This window comes from Nesterenkonia sp. PF2B19 (assembly GCF_001758425.2).
Taxonomy (GTDB): Bacteria; Actinomycetota; Actinomycetes; order Actinomycetales; family Micrococcaceae; genus Nesterenkonia; species Nesterenkonia aethiopica.
This window is the reverse complement of the sequence record NZ_MDSS02000065.1, coordinates 1-19,340: the sequence shown is the minus strand read 5'-3', so window position 1 is coordinate 19,340 and position 19,340 is coordinate 1. Positions and strand designations below refer to the sequence as shown.

The following is a 19,340-nucleotide window of genomic DNA, read 5'->3' as shown; positions in this document are numbered from 1 at the left end:
CGTGACCGATCCTCACCTGCAGAGTCCTCTACCTTTGGCGGGGACTTTCATCTGAGGCACGGCCCCTTGCTACGCGGGGACTTTCCATGAGTCTCGTCGCCGACTTGACGACGCGCCGATGCGGCGTCTAGTGTTGACAGGTCGCTCTGAATGGCGCATGCCTCTGGCGTGCCCGGACCGAGGAGACACCGACTCAGGCGTGCGGGGACGAGACTTTCGGCCCGCCGCAGTTGGAGCCGACCAGACGGTTCGGTCTCCACCGAAGACTTCGAACCATCCAGTGGGAGTACACAGTGAGCAAGCGGACTTTCCAGCCGAGCAACCGCCGTCGCAGCCGCAAGCACGGCTTCCGTTCTCGTATGCGCACCCGTGCCGGCCGTTCCATCATCTCGGCACGCCGCAGCCGGGGCCGCAAGACGCTCTCGGCCTGATCCACGTCAGCTGAGCCGCCCGACGGCTCAGGGCGGCGCCTTCGCGTCGCCGCACCCACGGCCCGTCCCGTTCGAGGGTACGGGCCGTTCGTGCATCTGGGGCCTCGGATCCGGCTCGCCCGGCCCCGAAGGCCAGCCCCAGCCCGACCGACCGGAGGACATCGCGCATGCTTCCCCGCCGTCATCGTGTCACCGTGGCGTCGGACTTCCGTGCCGTCACACGGGCCGGTGGACGGGCGGGAGGATCATGTGTGGTGATCTCCGCCCGGCTGGCGGACCGGCCGAACCATCCCGGTGATCCAGCGCCGGGGGTCGGCCCCGACGCCGCGGCATGGCGCTGTGGATTCATCGTCTCCAAAGCGGTGGGAAACTCCGTGGTCCGGCACCGTACCCAACGGCGCCTGCGGCACATCATCTGGGACATCATGCGCGAAGGTTCGGTGGAGGTGCCCGAGGGGGCGCGGCTCGACGTCGTCGTCCGTGCCCTGCCGGCGGCCGTGGAGGCGGCCCACGACGAGCTGATCTCGGAAGTGCGGTCGACGCTGCTGCGTGCGGTGCGCAAGGCTCGCCGCCGTCGTCGGGAGGGGGAACCCGATGCGGGATGAGCGTCTGAGCCGCGATGCGGATCCGGAGTGGGTTCGGCACAGCGACTACTACGTGGCCGTCGGGGAGACCCCTGGTCTCCCCCGGACGCAGCCGAACGCCCACGAGGTCCGTAGCCAGCACTGGGGCAGGCTGCGCCGCCTGCCGTCGCAGCTGCTGGGAGCCCTCCTGAAGGGCTACCGCCGCGTCATCTCTCCGCTGTACGGTCAGGTCTGCAGCTACTACCCCAGCTGTTCGGCCTACGGGCTGGAGGCGGTCACGGTGCATGGGGCGGTCAGGGGCTCGCTGCTCACCGCTTGGCGGATCCTGCGCTGCAATCCCTTCACCGGTGGCGGAGTGGACCACGTGCCGGTGGGCCGGCGGATTTGGCCCCGGGGGTCGGCACCGTCGATCATAGAGACAAACCATCCGCCGATCCCCCTGGACCACGACTGCGCCGACGACGGGCGCGCACCGAGCGATGCGGAGGCGCCCGCATCGCAGGGTGAAGGCGTGCATCCAGCAGACTCCGGGCAGCGCTGACCATGCCCGGGCCGACGACTTGAGAGACATATGGCTTTTTCGACACACTGATGACGCCGTTCACCTGGGCGGTCTCCTTCATCCTGAGCTTGTTCCACACAGCTCTCACCTTCCTGGGGCTGGACCCCGAGTCCGGCTGGAACTGGGCCATCTCGATCATCCTGCTGGTGATCGTCATCCGTGTGATCCTGATCCCGCTGTTCGTGCGGCAGATCAAGTCCCAGCGCGGGATGCAGATCATCCAGCCGGAGGTGCAGAAGCTCCAGGCGAAGTACAAGGGGAAGAAGGACCCGGTCTCCCGGCAGGCGATGGCCCAGGAGCAGCAGGCGCTGTTCAAGAAGCACAAGGTCAACCCCTTCATGACCTGCCTGCCGCTGCTGGCTCAGATGCCGGTGTTCTTCGCCTTGTTCTGGATGCTCAACCGCATGCGTCAGGAGCAGTACCAGCAGGACGGCTATGGGGCGCTGAGCGCTGGTGAGGTGCAGAGCTTCGACGGCTCGGAGCTGCTCGGCGTCGGCATGTCCGACATCTTCCTGCCCTCCTTCCAGTCGGACCCCACCGAATGGCATGTGGTGATCATGACCTCGATCATGATCGTGGCCATGGTGCTCACCCAGTTCTTCACCCAGAAGCAGCTGATGAGCAAGAACATGTCTGAGGCCGCCCTCCAGGGCCAGTTCGCCCAGACGCAGAAGATGATGCTCTACATGCTGCCGCTCGTCTTCGTCATCGGCGGTGTGAACTTCCCCGTCGGTGTGCTGATCTACTGGACCGCCACGAACTTCTGGACGATGGGACAGCAGTGGTGGGTCATCCGGAACAACCCGACCCGGGGTCGCTGGCCGAGAAGGAGCTCAACCTGCGCCGCGCGGCCAAGGGTCTGCCGCCCATCAATGAGAAGCCCGAGTCCACGCAGGAGGACAAGCCCAAGCCGACCGGCAAGCACCGCGGTCAGCAGGCGCAGCTTCGAAGAAGAAGAGGAAGAAGAAGTGATGAGCCAGATGCAGACTGAGCACCCCGTGGAGTCCGAGGACGTGCCGCCGGCAGACGAGGCCGCCGAGCAGACCGTGGAGGTGGCCGACTCCTCCGCAGGGGCCCCTTCGGAGCCGCAGGTGGACGCCGACGACGCCGACGACGCCCAGGGTGAGGACGGCGGAGACGAGGCAGACGGCGGAGACATGGACGAAGGTGACATCGCCGCGGACTACCTCGAGGAGCTGCTGGACATTGCGGACCTCGACGGTGACATCGACATCGAGATCCGTGGGGACCGGACGTTCATCTCCATCGTCGCCGAGGAGGGCGGAGATGAGCTCAACGACCTCGTCGGCCCCCAGGGCGAGGTGCTCGACGCGCTGCAGGAGCTGTCCCGGCTGGCCGTGCTGACCGCCACCGGCGAACGCACGCGGCTGGTGCTCGACATCGCAGGCCATCGCGAGCGACGCCAGGTGGAGCTCAAGAAGCAGGCCGACGACGCCATCGCCGAGGTGCGCGAGCACGGTGAGGACGTCCATCTGGAGCCGATGAGCGCCTACGAGCGCAAGATCGTCCACGACTTCGTGGCCGAGGCGGGACTCGTCAGCGAATCCGAAGGTGAGGGCAAGCGTCGTCACGTGGTGGTCTCCGCCTCCTGAGGGAGCGGGCCTCCACCGACGGAAGGCATCGCGCGCATCGATCGATCAGCAGACCGGCAGCCGGCATGACCCGGCGGACACCAGGGGGACGCAGGATGACTCGACCGCAGCATGAGGACCTCGGCGACGTCGAGGCTCAGCGACGTGCCGCTGACGCTGAGGCCGCCGCACACGCACACGGGGACGAGCCTGCGCTGTCCGGTGCCCAGGAGGCCCACGGGCCCGCCCAGGAGCCCCCGGAGCTGACCGCGGCGGAGCGTCGTGCCGCGGAGGTGCTGTTCGGGGAACGTCTGCCGCTGGCGGAACGGTACGTGGAGCACCTGTGCGGCACGGGGATCGAGCACGGCCTGCTGGGTCCCCGGGAAGTGCCACGCATGTGGTCCCGGCATGTCCTCAACTGTGCGGTGCTGGGTCCGGAGCTGCCGGCCGGCGGCACCGTGGCCGACGTCGGCTCCGGAGCCGGCCTGCCCGGAATCGCCCTGGCCCTGGCCCGGCCCGATGTGGACTTCCAGCTGATCGAGCCGATGGAACGCCGTGTCCAGTGGATGGACACGGTGGTGAAGGACCTCGGGCTCGACAATGTGGAGCTGATCCGGGCGCGTGCCGAGGAGGTCACCGACGAGGTGATGGCCGACGTCGTCACCGCCCGCGCCGTGTCAGCCCTGAAGAAGCTCATTCCCCTGACAGTTCCGTTGTTGGCGGACGACGGTGAGCTTCTGCTCCTGAAGGGCCGCAGCGTGGACCAGGAGATCACGGCGGCACGCAAGCTGTTCTCCAAGCATCGTCTGGGCCGTCCCGTGGTGGAGCAGCTGGGAGAGGGACTTCTGGAGGAGACGACGACGGTGCTGCGTTGCCCGCGACGTTGACATCGGCGTGTCCGTCACCGGAGCGCACCGTCACCGGAATGCGAGGACGCGCGGGCGGCCGACCTCGACCTCACCTGGAAGTTGCGGATGCCTCCGGTCAGGGGCGTGTCCTAGACTGCTGGAGGTGCTGACCGCTGGGTCGGCGCCGATGATCGTCGGATCCTTGGGAGGGATGACCTGTGGCGAGCCAGGACAGAACACGCGGCACCGGCGCGTCGACGGGCGAAGCGGCGCAGCAGGCCGCCGAGACCGCCCGTGGATCATCGATCCTCGACGGCATGGACGCGTCATCGCCGCTGGCGGCGGAGCTGGCTGACGAACGGCGACGGCGGCAGGTCCTCTCTGCGACCGAGCTCCAGCGCCCCGAGACCACCCGCACCATCACGGTCTCCAATCAGAAGGGTGGGGTGGGGAAGACCACGACCACGGTGAACCTCGCCGCGGCTCTGGCTGACCAGGGATTCCAGGTCTTGGTGATCGACATCGACCCCCAGGGCAATGCCTCTACGGCACTGGGAGTCCCCCATTCGGCAGACACGGACTCGATCTATGACGTCCTGATCGACGACCTCTCCCTGGCCGACGTCGTGGCCGACTGTCCTGACCTGGACCGGCTGCAGGTGGTCCCGGCGACGATCCACCTGGCCGGCGCAGAGATCGAGCTGGTCTCGCTGGTGGCGAGGGAGCAGCGTCTCCAGCGCGCACTGGACCAGTACCACCGGTACCGCGAGGAGCAGGGGCTGGAGCGTCTGGACTATGTGTTCATCGACTGCCCTCCAGCTTGGGCCTGCTGACCGTCAACGCCTTTGTGGCGGCGCGGGAGGTGCTCATTCCCATCCAGTGTGAGTACTACGCGCTGGAGGGTTTGAGCCAGCTGCTGAACAACATTCAGATGATTCAGAAGCACCTGAATCCCCCACTCACCGTCTCGACGATCGTGTTGACGATGTACGACGGTCGCACACGTCTGGCCTCACAGGTGGCCGAGGAAGTCCGCGAGCATTTCCCGGAGGCCGTGCTGGACACCCTCATCCCTCGCAATGTGCGGATCTCGGAAGCCCCCTCCTACCAGCAGAGCGTGATCTCCTACGATCCCTCCTCGACGGGCGCCCTGGCGTATCTGGAGGCCGCCGCGGAGATCGTGACGCGGGGAGCAGCCTCCCAGCGCTGATGACGGCCCCGTCATGGGTCCCTTCATGGGCGTGGCGCCGAGAGTTCCACGTGAAACGACGGTCGCGGGCGTCGGCTCACATTGTCATGAGTCATCTTCTTTTGGATCCTGTCCCCACGAGCGGCCTGGGCGAGGGGTGACCCAAGAGCTCTGACCGCGTCTCGTGTGCCCGGGCCAGTCCCCGCGAAGGCGCACGCGATCCACGTGGAACAGGACTGGCGGGATATCAGATCGTCCCATGCGATACCCCGATTCCCAGGACGTCCTCGGAGCTGGTGACCGCGGCGGTGTCGTGTTCTGTGCGCTGGGAGCCTGTGCACTTGGGTGCCTACCGATCTGGCCGGGGGAAAGAGGGAGCGGATCAGAATCGGATGCTGCGGTCCCCTGCACCCCTGCACCCCGGCAGCTGGACGGTGAGACGTGACGCTTAGTTGGAGGCCCGTTTCACGTGGAACGCCATCGCATCCCCGGCCGTGCGGCCGGATCGACTGCGCTGCCTCTTCCCGAACGCTGCCCGTCGAAGATCAGGGGCCATCACACCAGCGTCCGCTCGCCGTGAACAGTGAGGGGGTGCCGTGCCGGGCGCAGGGCGCCCAGGACGTCGGGTGTTCAGTCGAGGCTGTTTCACGTGGAACGATGCGATTCGGTGCTTCTCATGAGAAGTCCTGAGATGATGGTCCGCTCGTGCGGAGACACTGCCGGAGGGGTACCGCGGCACAGGCGGTGGCGAACGCGGCGCAACGGCGGGCTGATCCGAGGCCGACGGTTCCACGTGAAACCTTGCGATCCATGGCAGAGCGGAGAGGTGCGCGATCCCCCGGGGATGACGCCTGTCGTGGCTCTGCATGCGCACCTGGGAGTCGTCTCCGCTGGCGACATGAAGCGCCCTTCCGGGTCGCGCAACCCACACAGGAGGAACTTCGAGAAGGATGCGGGCCTCGGAAGAGGTATCCATCTCTGCTGGTGCGGCCCTCCCATCATGTCAGCCCCGCCGGCCGTGACATCGTTCCACGTGAAACGCTGGGTTGAAGGCTGCAGGAATGATCTCTGCTTCGGGCCGTAGAATAGTCCACGGTCCGGAACGTGGTGAGCCGGCGAGACGAGGAAGGTGGCCTGCAATGGCAGAGCGGAAGAGGCGGGGGCTGGGTCGGGGTCTGGGCGCCCTGATCAACAGCGACTCCCAGGAACAGGAGGCACTGGCCGGTGAGAACCCCGGTGCGGACGACGTTTCACATGAAACCTCCCCCGGTCAGGCGCCATCAGGTGCTGAGCCTGCCGGATCCCCCGTTGAGCGAGGGCATGAGGCGACGGCCCCTCTGGATGGGCGAGTCGACGAGGAGCCGAGCGACGATCATGACATCGGCGCTGCGCGGCAGAGTGACGGTCCATCCGCTCCGGAGACCCCCGACCGCGTGGATGATGACGCATCTCAGGGTGCGAGTGTCGCTGAGACGCCGGAACGACCCATTGACGTCTTCTTCTCTGCGAAGTCGCACTTGGGCACCCAGCGGGTTTCACGTGGAACACGTCCCGGAACGAAGCCCACGACCACCAGCCGACGATCTGGAGCGCGTCGTGCCCAGATGCCGGACGTGATGAGTGAACGCCAGTCCGCACGCACGGCCGGATCCCCTGACTCTCCCGTGAGCAGCGCCTCCCTGCCGCCCTCAGCGACGGTCCGTCCGGAACCTACAGCTGCTGGCTCTGATACCAGCACGATCGACCACAACGGCGGACGCCGATCTGGGGCGCCAGAGGCCGAGGAACGGGTCGAGTCGGCGGTGGAGCCCCAGCATGCCTGGACGGAGGCCGTCAGCCAGAATGGCCACGGGGGCAGCGTAGATGGTGCCGAGTTCCGTTCCGTCGCCGTGGGGGCCATCCAGCCCAATCCGCGACAGCCCCGCACGGAGTTCGATGAAGAGGACATGGCGGAGCTGGTGCATTCCGTCCGCGAGATCGGTGTCCTGCAACCGATCGTGGTCCGCGAGGTGGGCCCTGAGCAGTACGAGCTGGTCATGGGAGAGCGTCGCTGGCGCGCGAGCATGGCCGCCGAGCGCACGACCATCCCCGCTATCGTGCGGTCCACTCGGGACGACGACCTCCTCCGTGATGCCTTGTTGGAGAACATCCACAGATCCCAGCTCAATCCCCTCGAAGAGGCTGCCGCCTATCGTCAGCTTCTGGACGACTTCAACTGCACTCAGGATGAACTGGCGGAGAAGATCGGTCGCTCACGTCCGCAGATCAGCAACACCTTGAGGCTCATGAAGCTGCCTCCGGCGGTCCAGCGCCGGGTAGCCGCAGGGGTCCTGAGCTCCGGTCACGCGCGGGCGCTCCTGGGACTCTCAAGTGCTGAGGAGATGGAAGAGCTCGCTAAGCGGATCGTGGCTGAGGGCCTGTCGGTCCGGGCGACGGAGGAAGCTGTGACCATGGCGCAGCAGAACCAGGGGAACGGTGTTTCACGTGGAACCACACGGCTGCCGTCCACCGCGCGCTACCAGCAGCTCGATGAGTACGCCGACGCCCTCACGGATCGTCTGGACACCCAGGTGAAGATCACCCTGGGAGCGAAGAAGGGACGGATCGCCATCGACTTCGGCTCGATCGAAGACCTGCATCGCTTGATGGAGATGATCGGCCAGCGAGAGCAGGTGAGCTGATCCCGCGAGGTGCGTCCCACGAGGGATGAGCTTCGAAGAGCAAGCCCATGACAAAGGGCCCCCAACAACCTTCAAAGGTTGTTGGGGGCCCTCTGTGTGATGCCAGGGAACCCTGGCGGAGGCGGGGTCAGCCGAGGAAGTCGGCGAACTCCGTCTCGAGCGCCTGCTTCGGCTTGGCACCGATCGAGGAGATCACGTGCGCGCCATCCTTGAAGCCGTAGATCGCCGGGATCGATGTGATGCCGAACTTGGCTGCGATGGCCGGGTTCTCATCAACGTTGACCTTCACGACCTCCACGCTGTCCGCGTGCTCAGTTGCGAGCTCCTCGAGCACCGGGCCGACCATGCGGCACGGACCGCACCACTCGGCCCAGAAGTCGACGATCACAGGCTTGTCGGCCTGCAGCACGTCCTGGTCGAAACTTGCATCGGTGACACTCTTCAACTCTGCCATGGTGTCTGTCCTTCCGTTGATCGGTGGATTGTCTTGGGGGTCAGGAGGCGGACTCGGCACCAGCGCCGACCAGCCCTGCGGCATCAGCGGCGTCGGAGTCCGCCGCGTCGGCGAGCCAGTGCTCGACGTCGAGAGCGGCGACGCAGCCGGAGCCCGCCGCGGTGATGGCCTGACGATAGGTGGGGTCCAGGACGTCGCCGGCGGCGAAGACGCCAGGCAGTGAGGTCTTCGAGGAGCGTCCCTGGACCTTCACGGTGCCCTCGGACGTGAGCTCGAGCTGGTCCGTGAACAGCTCAACTCGGGGGTCATGTCCGATAGCTACAAACAGTCCTGTCACCTCGAGGGAGGACTCGGTGCCGTCGACCGTGTTGCGCAGCTGAAGGCCCGTCAGCTTGCCGTCACCCTGCACCTCGGTGACCTCGTGGTTCCAGAGGAACTCGATCTTCTCGTTGGCCTTGGCGCGGTCAGCCATGATCTTGGAGGCCCGCAGCTCATCCCGGCGATGGATGACCGTCACCTTGGAGGCGAACTTCGTGAGGAACAGTGCCTCCTCCATGGCGGAGTCGCCTCCTCCGACGACGGCGATGTTCTGCTCGCGGAAGAAGAAGCCGTCGCAGGTCGCGCACCACGAGACACCGTGGCCTGAGAGCGGCTTCTCGCCGGGGACACCCAGCTCGCGGTAGGCGGAGCCGGTGGCCAGGATGACCGCACGGGCGTGGATGACCTCGCCCGAGCCGATCGTGATCTCCTTGATCGGCTGGTCCAGCTTCAGCTCAGTGGCGTCCTCACGGCGGACGTCGGCACCGAAGCGAGCGGCCTGCTCCTCCATCTTCATCATCAGATCCGGGCCCATGACGCCCTCGGGGAAGCCGGGGTAGTTCTCCACATCAGTGGTGTTCATCAGCTCGCCGCCGGTGGTGACGGAGCCGGCCAGCATCACCGGGTTCAGGTTGGCTCGGGCGGTGTAGACCGCGGCGGTGAAGCCGGCGGGGCCGGAGCCCACGATGACCACATCGTGGACCTGGTCGGGAATCTGTTCAGTCACGTCTGCTGAGTCCTTCGCGTCGAAAGTGCGCCGGGGCAGGGCACCGGTCCGGGATCTGTTCCGAGTGGTGAAACCACCCGGTGGGCATGAAAATTCCAGGCGGTGTCCCGCCCAGCCCTGAGCAGGAGCGCGATGTCAGGGCCCTCGGAAGGTCACTCCACGACGATCTGCGCCACCTGGAGGTTGTACGGCAGCTCCGGGTTGTCCGGCTCGGCACGCTGCGGCAGCTCGGTGGTGTTGATGATGACGTACTGGCCCTCGGCGCCGTCGTCGAGCTCCACTGTGGTCTCGTTCCAGTTCCAGGTGCCCGATCCCACCTGCTGGGCGCCGTCGAGGCTGGCGGAGTCGTTGACGAGCACCTCGAAGGAGCCGCCCTCGGCGTCGCCCTGCTGGGTGATGGTCACCGCGGAGACCTCGGCAGGCTCCTCGAGCTCCAGGACGAGCGCCATCTGGGAGGTGATGCCGCCGAAGCCGGCTGACCCGAAGTTCAGCGTGTTCCAGGAGGTGGAGGTGTCGTCGTCGATGAGGTTCGGCAGCAGCGCGTCGGTCTCATCGTTCAGCCCGGGATCGCTGGTGACTAGGCGGGTCGCCTCGCTCACCGCGATCGGGCCATCGGTGCTCTCGTCTTCCGCGTCCTGACCCTCGTCCGCGCCGTCTCCGCGCTCGGCGGTCTCGTCATCCTCCTCCGCGGGGGCGTCGTCCTCGCCGCTGTCCTCCGGCTCCTGGGCGGCGTCGTCGTCGGCGGTGGTCTGCGGGTCGTCTCCCCCGCGCAGAGCGAGGAAGGCGACGACGGCGGCGACCAGGACCACGGCGACCAGCAGACCCAGCCCGATCCAGCGCCCTGCCCCGGCGCGGTCCTTCGACTCCGTGTCATCGGCCCCGGCGGCCCCGGGAGCTGCGGGAGCGGCGGCGTCCTCCGGGGGGAGCTCCGCTGAGCTGGTGTCCGGCGCAGGCGCGCCCGCGGGCGCGCCAGCTGCGGGGAACGAGGTACGGCGGTCCTCGGAGACTGCTGAGATGAGACCGGTGAAGCTGGGGCTGCCCTCGGTCTGTGCCGGTGCGGCGGCGGTGCCCGCCGGCTGATCCGAGGCCTGCGGGTCAGCAGGGCCATAACCCGGCACCGGCTCCTCCGGCGGGTCGTCGACGACCTCCTCGCCGTCGTCCTCCGCCGGAGCAAGGGAGACAGGTGCTGGGGCAGGGGCCGCCGACGCCTGGGCCGCGTCCTCCTCGAAACCGAAGGGACGCAGGGCGCCGGTGGCGTCAGCGGCGACGCCGAACTGGTCGTGAGCGTCGGCCTCAGGGCTGGGTTCCACGACCTCCATGTCCGCATGGAGGTCCAGCGCGGGCGGCTGCGGGACCTCTGTGGGCTCTGAGGGCCGGGCCGGATCGTCCGCGGCAGAGGCAGTCGGCTCGCTGAGGAAGGACTCGCTGGGGGAGTGCCCGCTGGGAGCCGACCCCTGAGGCGAGGTCGGGCCGCGGAGGGCGGCGGCGCCGGAGTAGACCGGCCCTGATGGTGCCGGGGCGTCTGGAGACGACTGGGCGGCGTCGGAGGGTGAGGGTTCCTGGGCCGCCTGCCGCCTGTCGGCGTCGCGGTCAGTGCCTAGCCGACGGTTCAGCGACTCGGAGACCTTGTTGAGGAACGCAGGACGACGGCGCGAGCGGGCCCCGGACTCCTCCGGGGCCTCGTCCGCCTCGGGCGCCACGTCCTGCAGGCCGGCGTAGTACTCGGCGTCGTCCGAGAAGGTCTCCGGCTCCATGACGCGGGACTGACCGAAGATCTCCGATCCGAGCGAATCGGTGAAGAAGGGCTCCACATACGGTGCGGCATCCGGAACCACGAGATCCAGCAGGTCATTGGGGTGGGTCTGAGTGGAGATCAGGTAGGTGCGGTCCTCGGTGAGGCCGAGGTCCAGGACCTGCACCTCCGAGCTGCGTTCCCCGGTGGCGAGCTCTCGAGCGGAGGTGGCCACCTGCTTGGCGTTCTGGGTGGAGGCCAGCAGGATGCTGACTCCGCGGTTCAGCACCTGGTCGATGCCCTCGAAGACGATGTCCTGGTCCGCAGAGGTCACCACATGGTGCGTGATGCGGTAGCGACCTCCCACCACATCGCCGATGCCGAACGGCTGGGCCACGAATCCTCCTGCGTCAGTGATGCTCGATGCGAGCGCTCCACGGGGCGGGCGCCGCCGTCTGGAGGCGCCTGGCGGCCGTGGCACGCCGGCGCCCCTCCAGGTGCGCCCTTCTGGGGCCAGCCTACCGGCTCAGACGGCGCAGAGCCGGAATTCTGCGGGACAGCGGCTCGATGACGTCGGCGAACTCCTTGACCCGCATGGTGCGCAGCATGAGCACGAAGACCACGCTCATCACCGCACCCACCACGGCGCAGGTCACCAGGGCGGCCGGGATGGACTGCCAGGCGAAGCCCCAGGAGTATCCGCCCATCGCCCACAGCACTGCGGCGCCCGCCAGTCCCGCGATGACGGCGGCCCACCCGGAGCGGGCGTAGGCCGCCACGACGGTGCGCACGTCATAGTCGCCCCACCGGCGGACCACCCACATGTGGCACAGCACGTACTGGACCACGTGGAACAAGGAGAACAGGCCGATCACCAGGAACGGGAGCACCTCATTGGGCAGGACCAGGGCGCCGCCGTAGGCGCAGCCCAAGCACAGCGCGGCGATGATCGTGTGCACCAGCATCGGGGTGCGGGCGTCCTCAGCCGAGTAGAAGACGCGCATCAGGTAGAAGTTCGCCGAGCGGAACGGCATGCCCAGCGCCAGCAGGATCAGCAGCTGACCGATGGCCGCACCGGAGAGGTGGGCGGTCTCGGCGGAGCCTCCGAAGAGCCGTCCCAGCGGGCCCGCGAGGACGATCACCGCCACCATGGAGAACATGACCGGGATCGCGAACAGCCGCAGCCCCTCGTTGATGATCTCCCGGGCGCGGCCATACCGACCCAGATCCATGGAGCGGGCCAGCTGGTTGAACAGCACGGTGGCCAGGGACAGCACGAACACCGAATGCGGCAGCACGGTGATCAGCTGGGCGGTGTTGGCGGCGTACTCGCCGGGGACGGAGGCGCCGCCGTCGAGCATCTGCTCACGGCTGGCCGTGGCGCCGGAGATCAGCCGCATGTAGAGCAGGTTGGCGATGTTGCTGATCAGCATGGTGGCCAACGTCCAGGCGGCGATCTGCCCCGTGGAGCGCAGGCCCATGCCCTTCCACCCGAACTTCGGGCGGATGGGGAAGCCGATCTTCATCAACGGCCAGATGAGGATGACGGCCTGGGCGGCGATGCCGATGGTGTGCCCGGCGGCCAGCCAGACCGTCTGCTGAGTGGTCCACTCGGCTGCCTGATCGGTGCCGGCGGTGAAGCGGCCGAACATCACGATGTAGCTGCCGATGACGCCGATGGCGATCAGGTTGTTCAGCACCGGGGCCCACATGTACCAGCCGAACTTGGCATTCGCGTTGAGGATCTGCCCGATCACCGCGTAGAGGCCGTAGAAGAACACCTGGGGCAGGGTCCAGACGGCGAAGGCGGTGCCCAGGGCGAGCATCGGCTCCGTCCAGTCCTTGGTGAGCGCGACCATCAGCGGGTAGGCGGCCAGGGTGAGCAGGATCGTGAACGCCCCCAGGACGATCACCGAGAGGGTCAGTAGGCGGGACGTATAGTCCGCTCCCCGGTCGGGGCGTTTGGCGGCCTTGATCAGCTGTGGGACCAGCACCACGTTGAACATGCCGCCGGCCAGCAGCATGTAGATCACGTTGGGGATCGTGTTGGCCTTCTCGAAGACGTCGGCCACCAGGGCGGTGGAGCCGATCGCCACGGCCAGCAGGGCGGTGCGGATGAAGCCCAGGACGCGGGAGATCAGCGTGCCGGAGGCCATCAGAGCGCTGGCGCGCGCCATGCCGCCCTGGGGGATGTGGGTGTCGGCGGGCTTGTCGCCGTCGTGCTGGCGGCGGTCCTGGTCCTCGGAGGTGTGCGGCATCGGCGACGACTATAACGTGTCCGCGATGACCTGCTGGGCAGCGTTGACGATGCGTCGTTCATTGGGGAACGAGAGGGTGCGCTCCAAGTCGTCCAGGTTCACCCAGGCGACGTCTACGGCCTCATGGTCCGGATCGTTCTCCGTCGTGAGCTCGCCGCCGACCGCCTCCAGCAGGAAATGATGCACCGTCTTGTGCACCCGGTGGGTGGGGACGGTGAACCAGTACTCGATGCTGCCCAGCGAGGTCAGGATGGAACCGGCGATGCCGGTCTCCTCCTCCACCTCGCGCACGGCGGCCTGCTCGAAGTCCTCGTCGTTCTCCGGGTGCCCCTTGGGCAGGCACCATTCGAGCCGACCTCCCCGGTTGTACCGGGCGATGATGGCTGCCTCGAAGCCCTGTGCGGCCGGGCGGATCACGACGCCGCCGGCGCTGACCTCTTCCACGGTGGGGAGGTGCCCGCCGCCGCGCGGCGGCTTCGGGACCGGCACACGACGGGAGCCCATCGACACCGTCAGCGGCGTCTGGGGTTCGTCGCCGGTCTCCGTTCCGTTCATGGTGACTACTCTAACGGGAAGCGGCTCGCGCTCAGCGCCTCCCGAGGTTCTCCGCGGCGTGCTCTGCACCGGAGCCGAGGAGCGGTCGCGGCTGTGGGAAACTGTCTCTGTCATGCCTTATCTCCCAGCTGGATTTCCCGACGGCGCCTGGCTGCCCGACGTCGTCGTCGCACTCGGTGAACAGTTCGCCTCCCACGGCCATGAGCTCTCCCTGGTGGGCGGGCCCGTGCGTGACCTCTTCCTGGGGCGCACCTCCCCCGATCTGGACTTCACCACGGACGCCACGCCGGATCAGATCATCGCCACCGTCGCCGGCTGGGCGGATGCGCACTGGGACATCGGCCGGGACTTCGGCACGATCGGGATCCGCAAGGGCGACGACACCATCGAGGTGACCACCTACCGGGCGGAGGCCTATGATCCGGCCTCCCGGAAGCCGCAGGTGCAGTTCGGCACGAACCTGGCCGATGACCTGGTACGCCGCGACTTCACGGTCAATGCGATGGCGCTGCGGCTGCCGTCCTGGGAGCTGGTCGATCCGCACGGCGGGGTGAAGGACCTGGTGGCCCAGCGGCTGCGGACTCCGTCCACGCCGGAGGAGTCCTTCTCCGACGATCCGCTGCGCATGATGCGTGCCGCCCGCTTCGCCTGCCAGCTGGGGCTCGACGTCGCCGACGACGTCCGCGCGGCCATGACCGCGATGGCCGGAAGGCTGGAGATCGTCTCCGCGGAGCGGGTGCGTGAGGAGCTGGTCAAGCTGATCTGCGGGGCGCATCCACGGATCGGAGTGGACCTGCTGGTGGAGACCGGGCTGGCCGACGTCGTGATCCCCGAGGTTCCGGCTCTGAAGCGCACCGACGACGAGCACCGTCGGCACAAGGACGTCTACCAGCACTCTCTGCAGGTCATGGAGCAGGCCGCCGGCCTGGAGACCGACGACGACGGTCCCGTCCCCGGCCCGGACTTCATCCTGCGCTTCGCGGCCCTGATGCACGACGTCGGCAAGCCGAAGACCCGGCGCTTCGAACCCGGCGGCGGGGTCAGCTTCCGGCACCACGACGTGGTCGGGGCCAAGCTGACGCGGAAGCGGATGCAGGCGCTGCGGTTCGACAAGGACACCATCAAGGCCGTCACCCGGCTGGTGGAGCTGCACATGCGGTTCTACGGCTACGGCGACGCCGGCTGGAGCGACTCGGCGGTGCGGCGCTACGTCACCGACGCCGGCGATCAGCTGGAACGGCTGCACCGGCTGACCCGCTCCGACGTCACCACCCGCAATCGGCGCAAGGCCGAGCGGCTCGCCCACGCCTATGACGACCTCGAAGAGCGCATTGCGGTGCTCGCCGAGCAGGAGGAGCTGGCCAAGATCCGGCCACACCTCAACGGCGAGCAGATCATGGATGTCCTGGGGATCCCGCCCGGACCGCAGGTGGGGAAGGCGTACTCCTTCCTGTTGGAGCACCGGATGGAGAACGGTCCGGTCGCAGAGGACGAGGCTGTGCTGGTGCTCAAGGAGTGGTGGGCGGAGCAGGAGTGAGGTCGAAGCCTCCCCAGCCGACTTCCATTCCCTCCAGACGCACCCTGTGAGAACCTGAGAACGGACTTGGTATACCGCACGAGGGGAGTCGACTCATGAAGAAGACACTGGCTGGCCTGGGGGCCTTCGCACTGCTGGCGACCACGGCCTGTGCTGACGGGCAGGACGGCGCGGACGTCGACGAGGACGTCAACGACGCCGCTGAGGCCGCTGACACCGACGACGACGGCGCGACGTCGGACGACGCGGCTGCTGAGGATGCGGAGACGGATGAGGACTGCGCGGTCCTCGAACATGCCATGGGTCTGCGCTGGCAGCAGCAGAGCGCGGAGGCCAAGGCCCTGCAGGCGCAGACCTACCGCCTGGCGGAGCAGCGCCTGGAGGAGCTCGTCGACGAGGCCGATGGCGAGGATCTGGCCCTCATCACCGACCTGGATGAGACGGCAGTGGACAACTCCGAGCTGCTCGCTCGGGACATGGCCCAGTGCCACGACTACACCGACTGGGAGACCTGGGACCACTGGGAGCGCGAAGGCACGGCCCGCGTCATCCCCGGCGCCCTGGAGTTCTTCGAGCGTGCCGATGAGCTGGGCGTGACGATCGTCTACCTCTCCGACCGTACGGAGGAGAACCTCGATGACACCCTCGCCATGCTGGATGAGCTGGAGTTCCCGCAGGTGGAGGAGGACCAGGTCCTGCTGCTGGGTCCGCCCAAGCAGGAGCGCCGGGAGTCCGTGGAGGCCGAGTACGAGCTGATCATGCAGCTCGGCGACACTCTGCATGACTTCCATGAGGGGTACGCCGGCGCCGACCTGGAGGAGCAGCACGACCTCATCGAGGAGCATGCCGACCGGTGGGGCGACGACTGGTTCGTCCTGCCCAACCCGACCTACGGCTCCTGGCAGGAGGCCGAGCTCGACGAATGGGACGCCGAGATGGAGTTCGGCACCTACGACGAAGAGGGCAACCACTGAGGGGCTGACGTCGCTGACCTCGACGGTCTCCGGCCGGGGCATCTCTCGGCCGGAGACCGGATCGCCCCGTGGGTTGTGGCCGGGCCGCGACGTGACGTCCGTCAGCGCCGCTGATCCAGCACCGGCGGGTTCCGCACGACGTCGCGCTCCGGCCGGTACATGTCCCGCACCACCACGGCCATGATCCACAGGGTCGCGGCCATGTGGCCCAGCACGGCCAGCACATAGACGCCGTCGGCCATGCTGTGCTGCGGCTGGTGGTCCCCGACGACGCCGGCCAGGTACATCCACACCGCCCAGAAGTGCAGGAACTCCGCGGCCTGCCAGATCAGCACGTCCCGCCACCGAGGCGCGGCCAGGGCGATCAGCGGGATCAGCCAGATCATGAACTGCGGCGAGTAGACCTTGTTGACCAGCGCGAAGGCCGCGACGATCAGCAGGAGGAGCTGGACGGTCCGCGGCGGGACGGGAGCCTTCGCGCCGAGGATCAGCACGCCGAGGCAGCAAGCCACGAACAGCGCCAGGCTCAGAGTGGAGATCAGCTCCGGCGCCGGCCCGCTGCCGCCCTGACCCTCGGCGAGCACCTGCCAGATGTGCCAGATGGACGAGTACCCAGCGCCGCGCTCGGCGGAGAACGCCCAGAACTGGGACCAGTTCTCCGGGCTGACGAGCATGGCCGGGAGGTTCAGGGCCACCCAGGCGAGGACGGCGGCGGCCAGTGTGCGCCCGAACGCGCTCCACGGCAGGCCGTCGCGGCGCACGGCGAGCACGAACACCGCCCCCAGCAGGAACAGGGGGAACAGCTTGAAGGAGACTCCCACTCCGATCAGGGCGCCGGCGGTCAGGTGCTGTCCGCGCTGGTGCGCCAGCAGCGCCAGCACCAGCGCGGCCGTGGCCCAGAGGTCCCAGTTGATGCCCGCTCCGTAGATGATCGCCGGGGAGGTGGCCACGATCGCCGCGTCCCAGGGGCGTTGCCCGGCCGCGCGCATCACGGCCAGCACCAGCACGAACCAGGCCAGGGCGGCACCCAGGAAGGTCACGTCCCAGTACAGCAGGGACAGGCGGCCCTCCCAATACACCAGCGACGGCGCCAGCGTGCTCGTCACGGCGTCCACCCCGTGGGTGACCAGGGCGGCCAGCGAGGCCAGCAGGGAGGTCAGCACCGGGTACTCGAACCAGGCGCCGTCGACGAACGGCGCCCACGGGTCCTGTGCGAGCCCACGCTGCACATACAGGGCAGAGACGTCCGAGTAGCAGCCATGGTGGTACACGCCCACGCCCACCCAACCCTCGGCGCGGCAGTGCTGCATGGTCAGCACCGAGAGCAGCACGGCCACGGGCGGTCATCACCAACAGCGCGCGCGTCACGGGTCCGAACGACGGGAGGGCCGGAGCCGGGCACCGGCCGGGCCGCCCAGCCGGTCGGAGACCAGCCGCAGCAGAGGGTCGGACCGGGTGGGGCCACGGTCGCGCCGACGCCGACGCCGACGCCGTCGCGGACGTCGTCGTCGCTGGCGCGGGCTGCTGGAGGGGGTCTCATCGCCACCACTCTATGACTCGGTCACGTCCGTGGTCCTCCGCCGGGCGCCGGTGCTGATGAGGAATAATGGCGGCTCGACGGGCGTCCGTCTATGACGCCTTGAGACCTGAGCCGAGTTTCCTGAGGAGCATACCTGTGGCCACCAACCCCATCCGCGTCGCCGTCGTCGGCGTCGGCAACTGCGCCGCCTCCCTGATCCAGGGTGTGGAGTACTACAAGGACGCCCCGGCCGACCAGCAGGTGCCGGGCCTGATGCACGTCCAGTTCGGCGACTATCACATCTCGGATGTGCAGTTCGTGGCGGCCTTCGACGTCGATGAGGCGAAGGTGGGGCTGGACCTCTCCAAGGCGATCGGTGCGAGCGAGAACAACACCATCACCATCGCCGACGTCCCGCCCACGGGTGTGACGGTCCAGCGCGGACCCACCCTGGACGGGCTGGGCCGCTACTACCGGGAGACCATCACCGAGTCCTCCGCCGCGCCGGTGGACGTGGCCGAGGCGCTGAAGGCCGCCGAGGTCGACGTCGTCGTCTGCTACCTGCCGGTGGGCTCCGAGGAGGCCGCCCGGCACTACGCGCAGGCCGCCATCGACGCCGGCGCCGCCTTCGTCAACGCGCTGCCGGTGTTCATCGCCGGCACCGAGGAATGGGCGCAGAGGTTCACCGACGCCGGCGTGCCGATCGTCGGTGACGACATCAAGTCCCAGATCGGCGCGACGATCACCCACCGTGAGCTGGCCGCGCTGTTCGAGTCCCGCGGGGTCATCCTGGACCGCACCTATCAGCTCAACGTGGGTGGCAACATGGACTTCAAGAACATGCTGGAACGCGACCGGCTCGAGTCCAAGAAGGTCTCCAAGACCCAGGCGGTCACCTCCAACACCAGCGCGGACCTGCAGGCCGAGGATGTGCACATCGGACCCTCCGACTACGTGCAGTGGCTGGACGACCGCAAGTGGGCCTATGTGCGCCTGGAGGGCCGCAACTTCGGTGACGCCCCCGTGGCGCTCGAGTACAAGCTGGAGGTCTGGGACTCGCCGAACTCCGCGGGCGTGATCATCGATGCGCTGCGGGCGGCCAAGATCGGCCTGGACCGTGGCATCGGCGGCCCCCTGGTCTCGGCGTCGAGCTACTTCATGAAGTCTCCGCCCGAGCAGCTGCACGACACGGTCGCCCGGGAGCGGGTGGAGGCCTTCATCCGTGGAGAGGTGGAGCGCTGAGGATCATCCTTCGGAGGGATGAGCCGCGGTGGCAGCCTGCCTAGGCTGAGTGCCATGAGCGGACAGCAGCCGGACGGCCCCCTCGGCACGCAGCCCCACACCCACGACGACGGCGGCTCGCCCGCGGGCCGCCGGTG

General features: G+C 67.9%; 15 protein-coding genes and 1 pseudogene. 10 read left to right on the top strand and 6 right to left on the bottom strand.

What is annotated here, in order from left to right:
* Positions 1–293 precede the first annotated feature (293 nt).
* From rpmH to BCY76_RS19640, 7 genes and pseudogenes are all read left to right on the top strand, one after another.
* Positions 294–431: a 50S ribosomal protein L34 gene (gene rpmH / locus BCY76_RS14770; protein ID WP_083277696.1), complete on the top strand. Its 138-nt coding sequence runs from the start codon at positions 294–296 to the stop codon at positions 429–431.
* 167 nt (positions 432–598) lie between these two features.
* Positions 599–1,036 carry a ribonuclease P protein component gene (locus BCY76_RS14765; protein ID WP_070161642.1) on the top strand — a complete coding sequence of 146 codons (438 nt, stop codon included), beginning with the start codon at positions 599–601 and terminating at the stop codon, positions 1,034–1,036.
* A complete protein-coding gene (gene yidD / locus BCY76_RS14760; protein ID WP_070161644.1) occupies positions 1,026–1,556 on the top strand; it encodes a membrane protein insertion efficiency factor YidD in 531 nt (176 codons plus the stop codon). Before BCY76_RS14765 ends, yidD begins: the two co-directional genes overlap by 11 nt.
* Positions 1,557–1,606: 50 nt before the next feature.
* On the top strand, positions 1,607–3,190 hold the full coding sequence (gene yidC, locus BCY76_RS19645; protein ID WP_237090197.1) for a membrane protein insertase YidC: 1,584 nt from the start codon (positions 1,607–1,609) through the stop codon (positions 3,188–3,190).
* 95 nt (positions 3,191–3,285) lie between these two features.
* Positions 3,286–4,056, top strand: coding sequence for a 16S rRNA (guanine(527)-N(7))-methyltransferase RsmG (gene rsmG, locus BCY76_RS14745; RefSeq protein WP_083277698.1), 771 nt, complete (start codon positions 3,286–3,288; stop codon positions 4,054–4,056).
* A gap of 278 nt (positions 4,057–4,334) precedes the next feature.
* Positions 4,335–5,227 (top strand): annotated as a pseudogene (locus BCY76_RS14740) (ParA family protein).
* A gap of 1,040 nt (positions 5,228–6,267) precedes the next feature.
* Positions 6,268–7,887, top strand: a complete 1,620-nt coding sequence (locus BCY76_RS19640) for a ParB/RepB/Spo0J family partition protein (RefSeq protein WP_336582500.1) — start codon at positions 6,268–6,270, stop codon at positions 7,885–7,887.
* 127 nt (positions 7,888–8,014) lie between these two features.
* Here the strand turns inward: BCY76_RS19640 and trxA are convergent, their stop codons facing one another.
* From trxA to BCY76_RS14710, 5 genes are all read right to left on the bottom strand, one after another.
* On the bottom strand, positions 8,015–8,341 hold the full coding sequence (gene trxA / locus BCY76_RS14730; RefSeq protein WP_085437859.1) for a thioredoxin: 327 nt from the start codon (positions 8,339–8,341) through the stop codon (positions 8,015–8,017).
* Positions 8,342–8,381: 40 nt separating this feature from the next.
* On the bottom strand, positions 8,382–9,386 hold the full coding sequence (trxB, locus tag BCY76_RS14725) for a thioredoxin-disulfide reductase (RefSeq protein ID WP_070161648.1): 1,005 nt from the start codon (positions 9,384–9,386) through the stop codon (positions 8,382–8,384).
* A gap of 152 nt (positions 9,387–9,538) precedes the next feature.
* Positions 9,539–11,515, bottom strand: coding sequence for a hypothetical protein (locus BCY76_RS14720; RefSeq protein WP_085437858.1), 1,977 nt, complete (start codon positions 11,513–11,515; stop codon positions 9,539–9,541).
* A 121-nt stretch (positions 11,516–11,636) separates the two neighbouring features.
* Positions 11,637–13,376 carry a murein biosynthesis integral membrane protein MurJ gene (gene murJ, locus BCY76_RS14715; protein WP_139827830.1) on the bottom strand — a complete coding sequence of 580 codons (1,740 nt, stop codon included), beginning with the start codon at positions 13,374–13,376 and terminating at the stop codon, positions 11,637–11,639.
* Positions 13,377–13,385: 9 nt separating this feature from the next.
* Entirely contained in the window at positions 13,386–13,931 is a 546-nt protein-coding gene (locus tag BCY76_RS14710; RefSeq protein ID WP_442935366.1) for an NUDIX hydrolase, read from the bottom strand.
* A gap of 112 nt (positions 13,932–14,043) precedes the next feature.
* Here BCY76_RS14710 and BCY76_RS14705 point away from each other — a divergent pair, with 112 nt between their 5' ends.
* The gene (locus BCY76_RS14705; protein ID WP_070161651.1) at positions 14,044–15,468 is read left to right on the top strand and encodes a CCA tRNA nucleotidyltransferase; all 1,425 of its coding nucleotides are present in this window, start codon (positions 14,044–14,046) and stop codon (positions 15,466–15,468) included.
* A gap of 95 nt (positions 15,469–15,563) precedes the next feature.
* Entirely contained in the window at positions 15,564–16,442 is an 879-nt protein-coding gene (locus tag BCY76_RS14700) for a 5'-nucleotidase, lipoprotein e(P4) family (RefSeq protein WP_170922713.1), read from the top strand.
* Between the two features lie 101 nt (positions 16,443–16,543).
* On the opposite strand, the gene BCY76_RS14695 is transcribed toward BCY76_RS14700, so the two are convergent.
* A complete protein-coding gene (locus BCY76_RS14695; protein WP_085437857.1) occupies positions 16,544–17,779 on the bottom strand; it encodes a glycosyltransferase family 87 protein in 1,236 nt (411 codons plus the stop codon).
* Positions 17,780–18,117: 338 nt separating this feature from the next.
* Here BCY76_RS14695 and BCY76_RS14690 point away from each other — a divergent pair, with 338 nt between their 5' ends.
* On the top strand, positions 18,118–19,203 hold the full coding sequence (locus BCY76_RS14690) for an inositol-3-phosphate synthase (protein ID WP_070161657.1): 1,086 nt from the start codon (positions 18,118–18,120) through the stop codon (positions 19,201–19,203).
* The last annotated feature ends 137 nt before the right edge of the window (positions 19,204–19,340 follow it).